General features: G+C 49.4%; 11 protein-coding genes. 5 read left to right on the top strand and 6 right to left on the bottom strand.

Annotation, left to right across the window (positions count from 1 at the left end):
* Positions 1–72: 72 nt before the first annotated feature.
* Complete coding sequence (locus ICL07_RS10095) at positions 73–1,083, top strand: patatin-like phospholipase family protein (RefSeq protein ID WP_188087782.1); 1,011 nt, start codon at positions 73–75, stop codon at positions 1,081–1,083.
* Positions 1,084–1,134: 51 nt separating this feature from the next.
* On the opposite strand, the gene ICL07_RS10100 is transcribed toward ICL07_RS10095, so the two are convergent.
* From ICL07_RS10100 to ICL07_RS10120, 5 genes are all read right to left on the bottom strand, one after another.
* Positions 1,135–3,021 carry a M1 family metallopeptidase gene (locus ICL07_RS10100; protein WP_188087783.1) on the bottom strand — a complete coding sequence of 629 codons (1,887 nt, stop codon included), beginning with the start codon at positions 3,019–3,021 and terminating at the stop codon, positions 1,135–1,137.
* Positions 3,022–3,153: 132 nt separating this feature from the next.
* Positions 3,154–3,822 carry a 16S rRNA (cytidine(1402)-2'-O)-methyltransferase gene (gene rsmI / locus ICL07_RS10105; RefSeq protein ID WP_188087784.1) on the bottom strand — a complete coding sequence of 223 codons (669 nt, stop codon included), beginning with the start codon at positions 3,820–3,822 and terminating at the stop codon, positions 3,154–3,156.
* Between the two features lie 71 nt (positions 3,823–3,893).
* Positions 3,894–4,139, bottom strand: coding sequence for a phosphoribosylformylglycinamidine synthase subunit PurS (gene purS / locus ICL07_RS10110; RefSeq protein ID WP_188087785.1), 246 nt, complete (start codon positions 4,137–4,139; stop codon positions 3,894–3,896).
* Between the two features lie 121 nt (positions 4,140–4,260).
* Positions 4,261–5,028, bottom strand: a complete 768-nt coding sequence (gene pssA, locus ICL07_RS10115; protein WP_188087786.1) for a CDP-diacylglycerol--serine O-phosphatidyltransferase — start codon at positions 5,026–5,028, stop codon at positions 4,261–4,263.
* A gap of 111 nt (positions 5,029–5,139) precedes the next feature.
* Positions 5,140–6,429, bottom strand: a complete 1,290-nt coding sequence (locus tag ICL07_RS10120; RefSeq protein WP_188087787.1) for an aminopeptidase P N-terminal domain-containing protein — start codon at positions 6,427–6,429, stop codon at positions 5,140–5,142.
* Positions 6,430–6,760: 331 nt separating this feature from the next.
* Here ICL07_RS10120 and pckA point away from each other — a divergent pair, with 331 nt between their 5' ends.
* The 4 genes from pckA (at position 6,761) to ICL07_RS10140 (ending at position 12,191) form a co-directional block, all read left to right on the top strand.
* Positions 6,761–8,362, top strand: coding sequence for a phosphoenolpyruvate carboxykinase (ATP) (pckA, locus tag ICL07_RS10125; RefSeq protein WP_188087788.1), 1,602 nt, complete (start codon positions 6,761–6,763; stop codon positions 8,360–8,362).
* Positions 8,363–8,657: 295 nt separating this feature from the next.
* Positions 8,658–9,545, top strand: a complete 888-nt coding sequence (folD, locus tag ICL07_RS10130) for a bifunctional methylenetetrahydrofolate dehydrogenase/methenyltetrahydrofolate cyclohydrolase FolD (protein ID WP_188087789.1) — start codon at positions 8,658–8,660, stop codon at positions 9,543–9,545.
* 35 nt (positions 9,546–9,580) lie between these two features.
* A complete protein-coding gene (locus tag ICL07_RS10135; protein ID WP_223151796.1) occupies positions 9,581–10,207 on the top strand; it encodes a 7-carboxy-7-deazaguanine synthase QueE in 627 nt (208 codons plus the stop codon).
* A gap of 94 nt (positions 10,208–10,301) precedes the next feature.
* Positions 10,302–12,191, top strand: a complete 1,890-nt coding sequence (locus ICL07_RS10140) for an OmpA family protein (protein ID WP_188087790.1) — start codon at positions 10,302–10,304, stop codon at positions 12,189–12,191.
* 153 nt (positions 12,192–12,344) lie between these two features.
* On the opposite strand, the gene ICL07_RS10145 is transcribed toward ICL07_RS10140, so the two are convergent.
* On the bottom strand, positions 12,345–13,160 hold the full coding sequence (locus ICL07_RS10145) for a 5'-nucleotidase, lipoprotein e(P4) family (RefSeq protein ID WP_223151797.1): 816 nt from the start codon (positions 13,158–13,160) through the stop codon (positions 12,345–12,347).
* Positions 13,161–13,168 lie beyond the last annotated feature (8 nt).

Genomic DNA, 13,168 nt, shown 5'->3' on the forward strand with positions numbered 1-13,168 from the left:
ACCACCTGTGTGTCATACCCATAACCCCCTGCCAGCTTTGTGGTAACCTTTATCCACATTGAAAAATCTATCATGACAAAAACTGCATTAGTATTAGCCGGAGGAGGCGCCCGTTGTGCCTTCGCTATTGGCGTGATTAAACATATACAACAACATCATCCTGACATCCGGTTTGACATCCTTTGCGGCACCAGCGCCGGCTCCCTGATTGCCCTTCTCGCCGCTATCGGAGAAGACGAACTGATAGAAAAAATTTTCACCACCAATGTTACCCAGGACTATCTTTCTACCAATCATGCTATTCAACGGCTGGCCAATAACAACCTGTCCTTATACAACATCATCCCATTACTGCACAAGGTGAATGCCATTGTAACGGAAGAACGTTATGAGCAGGTGATGAACAGTCCACGGGAACTGTACATCGCCACGCGCAGTCTGCAGGCAGGTCAAACGATTTATTTCTCCAACCGGGAATTTAACGGCAACGGTTATACGGTAAAAAAAGCGAGTGACATGTACATCCTCCGGGACGCCATGGTGGCCTCTTTTACCCAGCCGGCATTTATGCCGCCGGTAGATATTATAGAACCAGAGCAACCGCTGCTACAACTCATAGATGGCGGCGGCCCGTTATACGCACCGGTAAAACTCGCCATCGACCGGGGCGCTACCGATATCTATGTGGTGCTGCACACGCCTGTTACACAGGAAGAATATTTTATCCAGTTCAAAAACCTGGTGGACGTGCTGGAACGCACCATGGACTGGACCACCATCAATATGTCTGAAGGAGATATCGCCGTACCGGCCGTATACAATCACTCGCTGCGTTACCTGGAAGCTATTCGGCAGCAACTAAAGGCAGCAGGGATACCGGCAGACACTATTGACCGTTGCTTCAACATACCGGAGGCCGCTCCTTTTAAAGGGAAAAAAATATTGAACCTGCACGTGATCCGGCCCGATGACCCGGTGGATGCCGGTATGAGCGGACTGGAATTCATTAACCGCGCTATTAAAACCATGATCCGGGCGGGCGAGCTGAAAGCCGCTAAAGTACTGGGAAGCCAGGTGGTATAAAAAGAGAAGGCGAAGCAGTTGCTTCGCCTTCTCTTTTTATGTGAGGTACATTTAAGATACCGCCTTGTTATTACTTCTGTCGATGTCCGCCAAACGCTGACTGGGATCAATTTCCAGCTCTTTGATATCAGACAGGGGCAGGTCCAGTTCCACCTCATAGGTTGGGTTGGTCCAGTACCAAACGGGATCGACTACACGTTTTACATCCGGCTGTTCGTTTGGTTTTTCACCGAACATCAGCGACAGTGGGATGTAGTGCATCACCTGGTTGCCTTTTTTGTCGGTCACCATAAAATCGACCGGCATGGGGAACTGACCGATACGACGCAGGCGCACAACGGTTTTGCTGCCTTTGCTATAAACGCTGTCAATACCATAATCGATATGTTTGGTGGAATTGATAAAGTATTGTTTGTACCAATCCAGTTGGATACCGCTTTGTTTTTCCATCACGCGTACAAAATCATTTGCATTCGGATGTTTGAAGCGCCACTCGTTGTAATAGCGCAACAGGCCTGCATCGCGGTTATCTTTACCGATAACGTACCCCAGTTGTTCCAGGAAAACGGCGCCTTTGGAATAGGCCGTAGTACCGTAGCCGAAATTGGTATTATAGTGATCAGCATGGGTGGAAGCCGGTTCCTCGTAAGGACTTTTTGCCAGGGCGAAGTAGCCGTTATAGGAGCCTTCATGCGGATATTTTCCTTTCAGGGAATCCACTGTATTGTAAAAGGTAGCGTCTTCTGCGAAAGTGGTAAAACCTTCGTCCATCCAGGGATAGAGGCTTTCGTTGGTAGCCAGCATACCCTGGTACCAGCTATGCATCCATTCATGCAGCGCCAGGTTGTACAATGCCGCGATGTCCCGCTCACCCATGATCAGCGTAGCCATCGGGTATTCCATACCACCATCGCCGCCCTGGATAAAGGAGTATTGCTGATACGGATAAGCGCCGTAATGTGCTTTGATATACTGGTAAGCTACCGGAACCATTTTCGCCAGTTTAGGCCATGATTCACGGGTGGCGTTGCTTTCAATGTAGAAGAAATGAGCGGTAAAGCCGTCTACCTGTTGCGTAATATGTTTATAGTCCGGATCTGCGGCCCATACAAAATCGTGTACATTGGGCGCCACAAAATGCCAGGTCAGTTTATTACCAGCGGGACGGTTTACTTTGGCCCCCGGTGTTTCATAACCATGACCAATCTGGTTAGGGTTTTGCAGATAACCGGTACCAGCCAGTACATATTTTTTATCGATGGAGATTTTCACATCATAATCGCCCCATATGCCGTAGAACTCGCGGGCGATATAGGGTGTAGGGTGCCATCCTTCGTAGTCATATTCACACATTTTGGGATACCACTGCGCCATGGAGAAGTCCACCCCTTCTGCGTTGTTGCGGCCACTTCTGCGGATTTGTACGGGCACCTGCGCTTCAAATTCCATATCGAACACCGCTTTGGAATGCGGCAGGATAGGCTTGTCCAGCGGCACTTCCAGGATAGTTTCCACCACTTTGAAGGCTTGCGCTTTGCCATCTCTTTTCAGGGAGATGATTTTCTGGTAGCCGATTTCGTCTGGTTTGAGTTTGGAGATGCGGTCGCGTACGCGGGCATCCCAATCGAGCCGCGGGTTACCGTTTTTGTCTTTTCCGAGTACAATTTTGCCCAGCTCACGGCTGCGTACATCCATCATGCTTCCTGGCTGAAAAGCGTTCCAGTACAGGTGATAGAAGACTTTTTTCAGGGTGTCGGGGGAGTTGTTGAAATACTCCAGTTGTTGTTTACCGGTCAGTTTGTTGGCAGGTGCGTCCATCGCCACATCCATCGTATACTTTACCCGTTGTTGCCAGCGATCAGACTGTGCATTTAGTTGTAACCAGCTGCCCGTCATCATGGTAAGGGCCAGACAGCTTCCTAGTAGCCCGTGCTTCATTCAGTATTATTTTTATTCCTGGGCTAAAATAAACAACATTTGGTTATTTAATCATTTGGTTATTTAACCATTTGAACGGGACTTACCGATTGGGGGACTTTAAGAAAATGGGAAAATGAATAAATGGGGAAATTATTCGGCGCCTTGCACCACCACTACAATTTCGCCTTTTACCCCTTTTGCCTGGAAATAATCATGTACTTCCTGGAGGGTACCCCGTTTGTTTTCCTCGAACATTTTGGTGAGTTCGCGGCTAACGCAGCAGGGGCGGTCGGGTCCGAGGTATTGGATCAGGTCGGCCAGTGTTTTCACCAGTCGCATCGGTGATTCATAAAAAACGAAGGTGCGTTCTTCTGTGGCCAGTTGGGTAAACAAGGTATGGCGGCCTTTTTTGAGTGGCAGGAACCCTTCAAAAGTGAAGCGGTTCATGGGGATGCCGCTGTTGACCAGTGCGGGCACGAAGGCAGTAGCGCCGGGCAGGCATTCCACCGGTACACCGGCACGGATACATTCCCGTACCAGCAGGAATCCCGGGTCGGAGACACCAGGGGTGCCTGCATCGGTGAGCAGGGCCATGGTTTTGCCGGCCTGCAGCTGTTGCAGCAGGTGCTGTACAATCTTGTGTTCGTTATGCTGGTGGTAAGGCGTTACCGGTTTGTTGATCTGGTAATGTTTGAGGAGTACGCTGGAAGTACGGGTATCTTCCGCCAGTACCAATTCCGCCTCCTCCAGTACTTTAACAGCCCGGTAGGTGATATCGGCGAGGTTGCCGATAGGAGAAGGAATCAGGTATAATTTCATGCTAATAACAAATTACGGATTACGATAAACGATGCAGATGACCGTTGGCCGTAATCCGTAAAATAAATCTTTTATTGTATGTGTACTTCGAAGTATTCCATTACCTGGTTTGCCAACAGTTTCTGGCAGGCGCTTTCAGCGATCTGTTGTGCTTCTTCCTTGCTGGCGGCTTCAATTTGCAGGGTAATGTGTTTACCAATCCGTACATCTTGTACCTGGCCCATGCCAAGGTTTTTGAGACCACCCATCACGGCTTTACCTTGCGGGTCCAGTAATTCTTTCAGTGGCATCACATTGATATGTGCAGTAAAAGTCATTGTGCTAAAATTTGGCGCAAACCTACGGAAAATAATTACTCTCGCAAAGCAGCAAGGCAGCAAAGTTCGCAAAGCCGCTATAGGACTGTGCGTACCCTGCTGCCTTGCAGATCTGTCAATATCAGGCTGGTGTTACCTTTGGCGGTACTGCCAGGGAAAGGACCACATAACAAATGAATATAAACGGAACCGTGGCGTAGTTGAGGAAGGGGATACTCACCAGCACCAGCGCTACCAGCAATAGCCTTGTCCAGTTGGCTTTCAGCGATTTCTCCTTTATTTTCAGGCTCAGCATAGGGATCTCCGCCACCATCAGGTAGCAGAGCGCCACGATGATACCATACAGTACCCATACGTTCTGCAGCCAGTGGGCCAGGTTATAGGGATTGTACAATAAAATCATCGGGAAAGAGGCTACCAGCAAGCCTACAGCCGGTGTGGGCACCCCAATAAAATTCTCTGACTGACGGGTATCCAGGTTAAATTTCGCCAGGCGGTAAGCCGCAAAACAAGGCACCAGCAAGGCCGGGGCCAGGTTCACCATTGATACCTCGAAAGCATCGGGCATCTGGTAGTAGGCACTTCTCAGCAGGCGGTACAACATCATACCGGGTACTACTCCGAAGGTTACCACGTCCGCCAGCGAGTCCAGCTCTTTACCCATGGGCGACTGTACCCGTAACAAACGGGCTACCGCTCCGTCAAAAAAGTCGAAGATGGCTGCCAGTACTACCAGGGCGGAAGCCCAGTATACCGGCTCAGGGTTGGTCACCGTATAATCATTGCCGTTAAACTCCACCCGGAATTCCGGTGCATGCAGTACACAAATGATGGCCAGTGCACCACAAAAAAGGTTACATAGGGTAATAATGTTAGGAAGTTGTCGCATTCAAATGGCTTTAATACAATTACGGATTACGCATTACAAAGTACGAATTTAGGACTTCCTATGATGCGTAGTTTGTAATTAGTAATCCGTAATACAGAAAGGATGCTTTATCTATTTCATCAGCGCTTCGATCTCCTCAGCGGTGATAGGAATATTTTTGAAAAGGTCCACATTTCCGCCGGCAGTCAGCCATACGTTGTTTTCAATGCGAACGCCCATTTTTTCTTCTTCAATATAAATACCCGGTTCAACGGTCATCACCGCGCCTTCCGGAATCGGTTTATGGAAAGACGGGCCGAGGTCGTGTACATCTACACCCAGGTGGTGAGAGATGCCATGGTACAGGTATTTGCGGTAGGCCGGAGATTCAGGGTCCTGGTTTTTAATGTCTGCTTCTGTGAGCAGGCCCAGTTTCACGAATTCCTTGCCGGCTTCCTCGCCCACGATTTCATGGTATTTGGCGATGGTGATTCCCGGACGGAGGATACCTTTTGCATAGTTGTGCAGATGCAGACAGGCATTGTATACCTGGCGCTGACGGTCGGTGAATTTACCGTTTACCGGTATGGTACGGGTAAGGTCGGCATTGTATCCGCCATATTCCGCGCCGAAGTCCATCAGGATCAGTTCACCATCTTTACACTCCTCGTTGTTGGAGATATAGTGCAGCGTACGGGCACGGTCGCCGGAAGCGATGATAGAGCCGTAAGCCTCGCCGGCAGAGCGGTTACGCAGAAATTCGTGGAGAATTTCCGCATGGATTTCATGTTCCCACACACCTGGCTTGATAAATTTCAGCAGGCGACGGAATGCTTTTTCCGTGATATCTACCGCTTGTTGAATCACTTTTACTTCTTCCGCTGTTTTCACCGCGCGCAGTTCCTTAAAAATCACCGCTGCCCGCAGGTAGTTGTGCAGGGGATAACGGAGTTTCATTTCCTGTGCGTAGCGGTAGTCCTTTACCGGCACCAGGTTGGATTTGCGGTTATTTTCGTTGGAGTTCAGGTAGATGTTGGACGCGTCGTTGATCCATTGCTGTAACATGGCATCAAGGCTGTCGAGCCATACTACGGTAGTAATACCGGAGATAGCGAACGCTTCATCTTTACGCAGGCGATGACCATCCCATTTTTCCTTCAGTTCATTCGGACGTACCAATACCAATACTTCACGGTATTTCGGGTCGGGGTTGTCCGGGAACAGTACCAACATGGTTTCTTCCTGATCGATACCGGTCATCCAGTACAGGTCGGAGTTCTGTTTAAACTTATACAACGCATCACCGTTGGTCGGCAATTCATCATTAGAGTTGATAATGGCTATTGACTGTGGCTGCATTTTAGCCACAAAACGCGCGCGGTTTTTAACAAACAGCTGCGAGTCCAAGGGCAGATTCTTCATGATCGTCTATATTTCAAATGAGGCTCCAAACCTAGGTGAAATATTTGTGATTTCATGAAACAGCAGACTGATAAATTTTAATTCCGGCCAACTGGTTAAGAAGCGGGCAGTGTTGGTTAAGAACTGATACTCCCTTGCAATTACTTAATGTTATATTCACACACCGACCTTTTGAAATACTGCAAGGAAACGCGACCAAATTAAAAATATCGCAATAATAACCCTTAGTACCACTCATTTTATCTAAATTTTAGTGGTGTAACACCGATAAAATTTGACAATATCAAAAAATGCCTAGTTTTGCTTTTACACCAAAACAATCTTGCTTTTTATGCAAATGAGTAGCGTAAGGAACCCTGTTGCTGACTTACGGGAACTGGGCATAGAGAATGTGTCGAATGTATATTACCAACTTTCCCCGGAGAAACTGGTGGAACAAACATTAGCCAGAAATCAAGGCGTACTGGCCGACACTGGAGCGCTCGCCGTTAACACGGGCAAATTCACAGGCAGATCTCCCAAAGACAAATTTATCGTAAAAGACGAACTTACTGCAGACACTGTCAACTGGAACGACTTCAACCTCCCTGTTTCTGCCGATGTATTCGATCGCCTGTACCAGAAAATTACTGCTTACTTTACCGGTAAAGACGTATGGGTACGTGACTGTTATGCCTGCGCCGATCAGGACTATCGTGTCAACATCAAAGTGGTGACTGAACTGCCCTGGTCCAGCCTGTTTGCCTACAATATGTTTCTTCGTCCTACAGAAGAGGAACTGGATTATATGCATACTGACTGGACAGTGATCCAGGCACCTGGTTTTCTTGCAGATCCTGCAGCAGACGGCACCCGCCAGGCTAATTTCAGCATGGTGAACTTCTCCCGTAAAATGATCATCATCGGTGGCAGCGCCTATACCGGTGAAATCAAAAAAGGTATTTTCACTATTCTCAACTATGTACTGCCGCACGACAAGCAGGTATTGAGCATGCACTGCTCCGCCAACCAGGGCGACGACGGCGATACCGCTGTTTTCTTCGGTCTGAGCGGTACCGGTAAAACTACCCTCAGCGCAGATCCTGCCCGTAAACTGATTGGTGATGACGAACATGGCTGGACTTCCACCGGTGTGTTTAACTTTGAAGGTGGTTGTTATGCCAAATGCATCGACCTGTCTGAAGAGAAAGAGCCGCAGATTTTCCGGGCCGTACGCCACGGCGCGTTGCTGGAGAACATTCAGTTCTACCCCGGCACCAATACCGTGAACTACACTGATTGTACCATTACGGAAAACACCCGGGTATCTTACCCGCTGTCTTATATTGACAATGCACTGGAACCTTCTATCGGAGGCATTCCTAAAAACATATTCTTCCTGACCTGCGATGCCTACGGCGTTTTACCTCCTATTTCCAGGCTGACGCCCGGTCAGGCCATGTACCAGTTCATTTCCGGTTATACCGCCAAGGTAGCCGGTACGGAAGCAGGTATCACAGAGCCTAAATCTACCTTCAGCGCCTGCTTTGGAGCGCCTTTCATTCCGTTGCATCCGGCGCAGTATGCCCAGATGCTGGGTGAAAAAATGCGCCGGCACCAGGTGAATGTATGGCTGATCAATACCGGCTGGACAGGTGGCGCCTATGGCACCGGTAACCGTATTAAACTGTCTTATACCCGTGCGATGATTGCAGCTGCGCTGAATGGTCAGCTCAACAATGCCACTTTCCGCCCTCACCCGGTATTTGGCGTAGCTATGCCGGATGCCTGCCCTGGTGTTCCCGGCGAAATCCTGGACCCGCGCAATACCTGGAGCGACAAAGCAGCTTACGACGAAAAAGCAAAAGACCTGGCTGGCCAGTTCATCCGCAACTTCGAAAAATACGCTGCCGCCGCAGACGCTGAAATACTTGCTGCTGCTCCGAAAATCTGATATTCCTTTTTGTGATCGAAAATCTTTCCCTGCTGCCTGCCTGCCTGCGGGCGGCAGGGTGATTTATATGCAAGTTTTGCCTTATAATTTCCACTATCGCGCATTCTGACGGGCGCAATGCCCGGGCAAAACAAGCGTTCACGCACGTCGCTTGTTTTGCCGAATGCCTGAAATCAATTACGAATTACGAATGAAGGGCTTTTCTATGGAGAGGTTAATAAGAAATCTTCCCATAAGAAGGCCCTTCATTCGTAATTCGTAACTCGTAATTCGTAATTGATTTGTACCTTTGCACATGCAAATTTTAGACGGTAAACTAGTTTCTGAGGCTATTAAAGCCCAATTAGCCGCTCAGGTGGCTGAATTAAAGGCTGCTGGTAAAAAAGTACCTCATCTCGCGGCTATCCTCGTTGGCAACAATCCCGCCAGCGAAACCTACGTAGCTTCCAAGGTAAAATCCTGCGCAGAATGTGGCTACAACTCCACCCTGCTCCGTTTCGACGAACAGATTTCCGAAAAACACCTGCTGGACCAGATCATCCTGCTGAATGAAAACGCAGATGTTGACGGTATCCTGGTACAGCTGCCTTTACCCAAACACATCAACGAAGAGCTGGTGATCAACACCATCGATCCCAGCAAAGACGTAGACGGCTTCCATCCGATGAACGTAGGTAAAATGGTAAGCGGTTTACCGGCCTTTATCCCCGCTACTCCGTATGGCATCATGCTGATGCTGGAACACTATAATATTCCTACCGCCGGCAAACACGCCGTGGTAATTGGCCGCAGCCACATCGTAGGTACGCCGATCAGCCTCCTGCTGAGCCGTAATACCAACCCTGGCAACTGTACCGTTACCCTCACCCACTCCCGCACACAAAACCTGGCAGAAATTTGCCGTCAGGCCGATATCATTATCGCGGCCATCGGTAAACCGGACTTTGTGACCGCCGATATGGTGAAAGAAGGCGCCGTAGTAGTGGACGTAGGTATCAACCGGGTAGCAGACGCATCCAAAAAGAGCGGTTTCCGCCTCAAAGGAGACGTTAAATTTGATGAAGTGGCGCCTAAATGCAGCTACATCACGCCTGTACCGGGCGGTGTAGGTCCCATGACCATCGCAGCACTGCTGAAAAACACCTATCACGCCAACATCGGCCTGAAAGGAAGTATGAATTAAAAGTTGCGGTAAATACCGAACTTTGTGCCGTTAATATGTCAATAATTACAACAAATACAAGGACCAGCACCCTGCCGGTGATGGAAAGCTTCTACACCCTTCAGGGAGAAGGCTTTTATCAGGGCAAAGCAGCCTATTTTATCAGGTTGGGAGGATGTGACGTAGGTTGCCATTGGTGCGACGTTAAAGAGAGCTGGGATGCCTCCAAACATCCTCAGCGTGAGATTGCGGATATTGTGGAAGAGGCCGCTGCCCAGCCGGGCCGCCTGGCCGTTATCACCGGCGGCGAACCGCTGATGCATAACCTCAACGCACTCACCCAGGCCCTGCATAAAAAAGGATTCCGTACCCATATGGAAACATCCGGCTCCTCTCCGCTGAGCGGCAGCTGGGACTGGATCACCCTGTCGCCCAAAAAATTCAAAGCTCCCCTGCCGGAAATCTGTAAAGTAGCCAGCGAACTGAAAGTGGTTATCTTCAACAAATCCGACTTCGCCTGGGCAGAAAAATATGCCGCCCTGGTGAATAAACAGTGTAAGCTATACCTGGCGCCGGAATGGGACCGCAGCGCAGAAATGACGCCGCTGATCATCGACTATATCAAAGAACATCCGGAATGGAGCCTGTCTCTGCAAATACACAAGTACATCAACGTACCATAACCGGATAACGATAAAAACAAAGAAGCCGTTGCAATGAAAGCAACGGCTTCTTCGTTTTATCTTCTATCTTCGTCACACAACCCAGATAAACCTTATGAAACGTGCGCTGTTATTATCCGCCTGTTTATGGTACTGCTGCCTGCAAACACAGGCCCAGACAGTCACCTATGAAACGGCCCCTAAAAAAGCGAAAGCCTATTTCGACGAGGCAGTAGATGCTGTCCGTATGTACAAAAGTAAAGAAGCCATCGCCCTGTTGCAAAACGCCGTCAAAATAGCCCCCAACTTTACCGACGCTTACGGACAGATGGGCCTTTGTTACATGGACCTGAAAGATTATGCGGCCGCGAAAGAAAACTTCACCAAACTGAAACAACTGGATAGCAGCGGCATGAAACCTGTTCTGGTAGCTTATTCCCGCTCACTGGCCGGCACCGGGGATTTTCAAGGCGCGCTGCAGGTGATCAATCAATACATGGCGACCAGCAAAGTATTGAATAAAAACGCCGAAAGACTGAGAGACAACTATGAATTCGCTGTCAGTCAACACCACCAGGTACCTTTTCATCCCGAAAACCTGGGCGATCACATCAACAGTAAAGATCCGGAGTATTTTCCTTCCCTCACCATTGATGGTAAAACACTGATCTATACCCGGCGCGTAAATGGCCGCAATGAAGATTTTTACATCTCCCAACGCGATAGCAGTGGCTGGAACCCCGCACAAAATATGGGGGAACCGGTGAACAGCGCTTTCAACGAAGGCGCACAAAATATCTCACAGGACGGTACCCTGCTCGTTTTCACCGGCTGTGAATTCCCCGAAGGCAAAGGCAGCTGTGATATCTACTACGCTGAAAAAACAGCCAATGGATGGACGCCGCCGCAGAATATCGGCGCACCGATCAATACACGGGACTGGGAATCACAACCCTGCCTGTCGGCCGATAAACAGACACTCTACTTCGCCCGCGAAACTTCCGATGCCGGCGCCGATATATTCATGAGCCGCCGCCTGGAAAACGGCCGCTGGAGCGTACCGGAGCGCTTAGGTCCCAATATCAACACCCGGGGCAGGGAAACGACGCCTTTCATCCATGCGGATGGACAAACGCTGTACTTCGCTTCCAACGGGCATCCTGGTTACGGTGGGCTGGACATATTCTACTCCCGGCGCCAGCCGGACGGTAGCTGGGGACCCGCTACCAACCTGGGTTATCCTATCAACACCATCGATGAAGACGCCTCGCTGGTAGTTGAAGCCAACGGTAAAACCGCCTATTTCGCTTCTGACCGCTCCGATACCCGCGGCGCACTGGACATCTACCAATTTGAACTGTATCCGGAAGCCCGCCCCCTGCAAACACTTTACGTAAAAGGTTTTGTATACGACACCACCACCCACAAAAGACTCACCGCGCATATTGATGTGATAGACCTGCAAGGCGGTTACCCGATAGCCGCTGTAAAAACAGACGACAACGGGAACTTCCTGGCGCCGCTGCCGGTTGGAAAAGACTATGCTTTCCATGTGGATAAAAAAGGATACCTGTTTTACTCTGATAACTTCTCCCTGAAAGATCATCATCCGGGAATACCATTCGAGAAAAACATCCCGCTGCAACCACTGGCCGTTAATGCCAGCATCATCCTGCATAATATCTTCTTCAACAGTAATCAGTATAACCTGGAACCAGCGTCGGTGACAGAGCTGGATAAACTGGTGAAATTATTACAGGACAACCCTGCTATTAAAATTGAAATTGCCGGTCATACAGATGATGTAGGCGCTGATAAAGACAATATGGTCTTATCCACCAACAGGGCCAAAGCTGTCGTGAAATACCTGACAGATAAAGGTATCAGCGTTAATCGCCTGACGTTTAAAGGATATGGGGAAACACAGCCGATTGCGCCGAATAATACGGAGGAAGGACGTGCGGCCAACAGGAGAACGGTGTTCCGTGTGATAAGCATCGAATAGTTTCTCGCAAAGGCGCAAAGCAGCAAAGAGCGCAAAGGTTATTTGAGCGAATATTAAGAAAGCAAAGGAGCGAAGATCAACAGCTAATCTTCGCTCCTTTGCTTATATCATCTTTGCGCTCTTTGCTGCTTTGCGCCTTTGCGAGAAAGAATACTAGTAGTTACGCAGCTGTGCCTTCATCACGCTATCTTTCTGTTGTGGCGTGAGTTTATATTGATAATTATACAGCGCCCCTTCCCAGTCGCCATACATCGGATTCGGCAACACGATGTACTTGCTACCGAAGCTGGGTGCGGCTTGCAGGGCAGCGGCATTTCTTTCCGTCATTGGCTTTTTATCGAAATCAGCTGCAAAATCGCTCAGGTTATCACCAAAGAGCAATACAATTTCATACTGCTGTAACACTTGCCGGCGGCGGGGTTCCTTGCCTGAACCGGCCGTCTTCAGCAACAGGTGCTGATCGTCTGCATCAGGAAAGCCATAATGCTGCAGGTTCTTCAGCGTAGCAGCTCTTTCCGCTTCCAGCCGGTTGGTGATGTAGAATACTTTCACCCCCTTGGCCGCAGCGTATTTAAAGAAGTTAGGAGCACCGGGAACCGTATCAGCGATGGCTTTAGCAGTCCATTCGATCCAGCTTTTTTCATCGTAGCTTTTACCGTTCAGCGCCTGGTGTACGGAGTAGGGGCTGTTATCGAGTACTGTTTCGTCGATATCCGTTACCACGGCGAGTGGTTGATGATGGGGTTGTGCCAGGATCTGGTCCAGCCGCCAGGCAGCCAGCTGATAGGCTTGCAGGCACAGGGCTTTGTATTCGCCGGAGCGTTGTTGCCACAACGCGGCCCAGGCAGGGCCATAGGGCGTGAGTGGTGTAGCCGGGACAGCCGGTGATTGTTGCGCCACCGGCGTTGTTGTTTTACAGGCCAGCATTCCCAATAGCAACACGCCTGTCCATAACCTTTTCATCATCATAAAAAATA

Source organism: Chitinophaga qingshengii (assembly GCF_014529935.1).
Classification (GTDB): Bacteria; Bacteroidota; Bacteroidia; order Chitinophagales; family Chitinophagaceae; genus Chitinophaga; species Chitinophaga qingshengii.

Coding starts and splice junctions, on each gene's coding strand:
- folD (WP_188087789.1), top strand. CDS start 8,658: ATGCAAATTTTAGACGGTAAACTAGTTTCTGAGGCTATTAAAGCCCAA.
- purS (WP_188087785.1), bottom strand. CDS start 4,139: ATGACTTTTACTGCACATATCAATGTGATGCCACTGAAAGAATTACTG.
- ICL07_RS10135 (WP_223151796.1), top strand. CDS start 9,581: ATGTCAATAATTACAACAAATACAAGGACCAGCACCCTGCCGGTGATG.
- rsmI (WP_188087784.1), bottom strand. CDS start 3,822: ATGAAATTATACCTGATTCCTTCTCCTATCGGCAACCTCGCCGATATC.
- pckA (WP_188087788.1), top strand. CDS start 6,761: ATGCAAATGAGTAGCGTAAGGAACCCTGTTGCTGACTTACGGGAACTG.
- pssA (WP_188087786.1), bottom strand. CDS start 5,028: ATGCGACAACTTCCTAACATTATTACCCTATGTAACCTTTTTTGTGGT.
- ICL07_RS10145 (WP_223151797.1), bottom strand. CDS start 13,160: ATGATGATGAAAAGGTTATGGACAGGCGTGTTGCTATTGGGAATGCTG.
- ICL07_RS10120 (WP_188087787.1), bottom strand. CDS start 6,429: ATGAAGAATCTGCCCTTGGACTCGCAGCTGTTTGTTAAAAACCGCGCG.
- ICL07_RS10095 (WP_188087782.1), top strand. CDS start 73: ATGACAAAAACTGCATTAGTATTAGCCGGAGGAGGCGCCCGTTGTGCC.
- ICL07_RS10140 (WP_188087790.1), top strand. CDS start 10,302: ATGAAACGTGCGCTGTTATTATCCGCCTGTTTATGGTACTGCTGCCTG.
- ICL07_RS10100 (WP_188087783.1), bottom strand. CDS start 3,021: ATGAAGCACGGGCTACTAGGAAGCTGTCTGGCCCTTACCATGATGACG.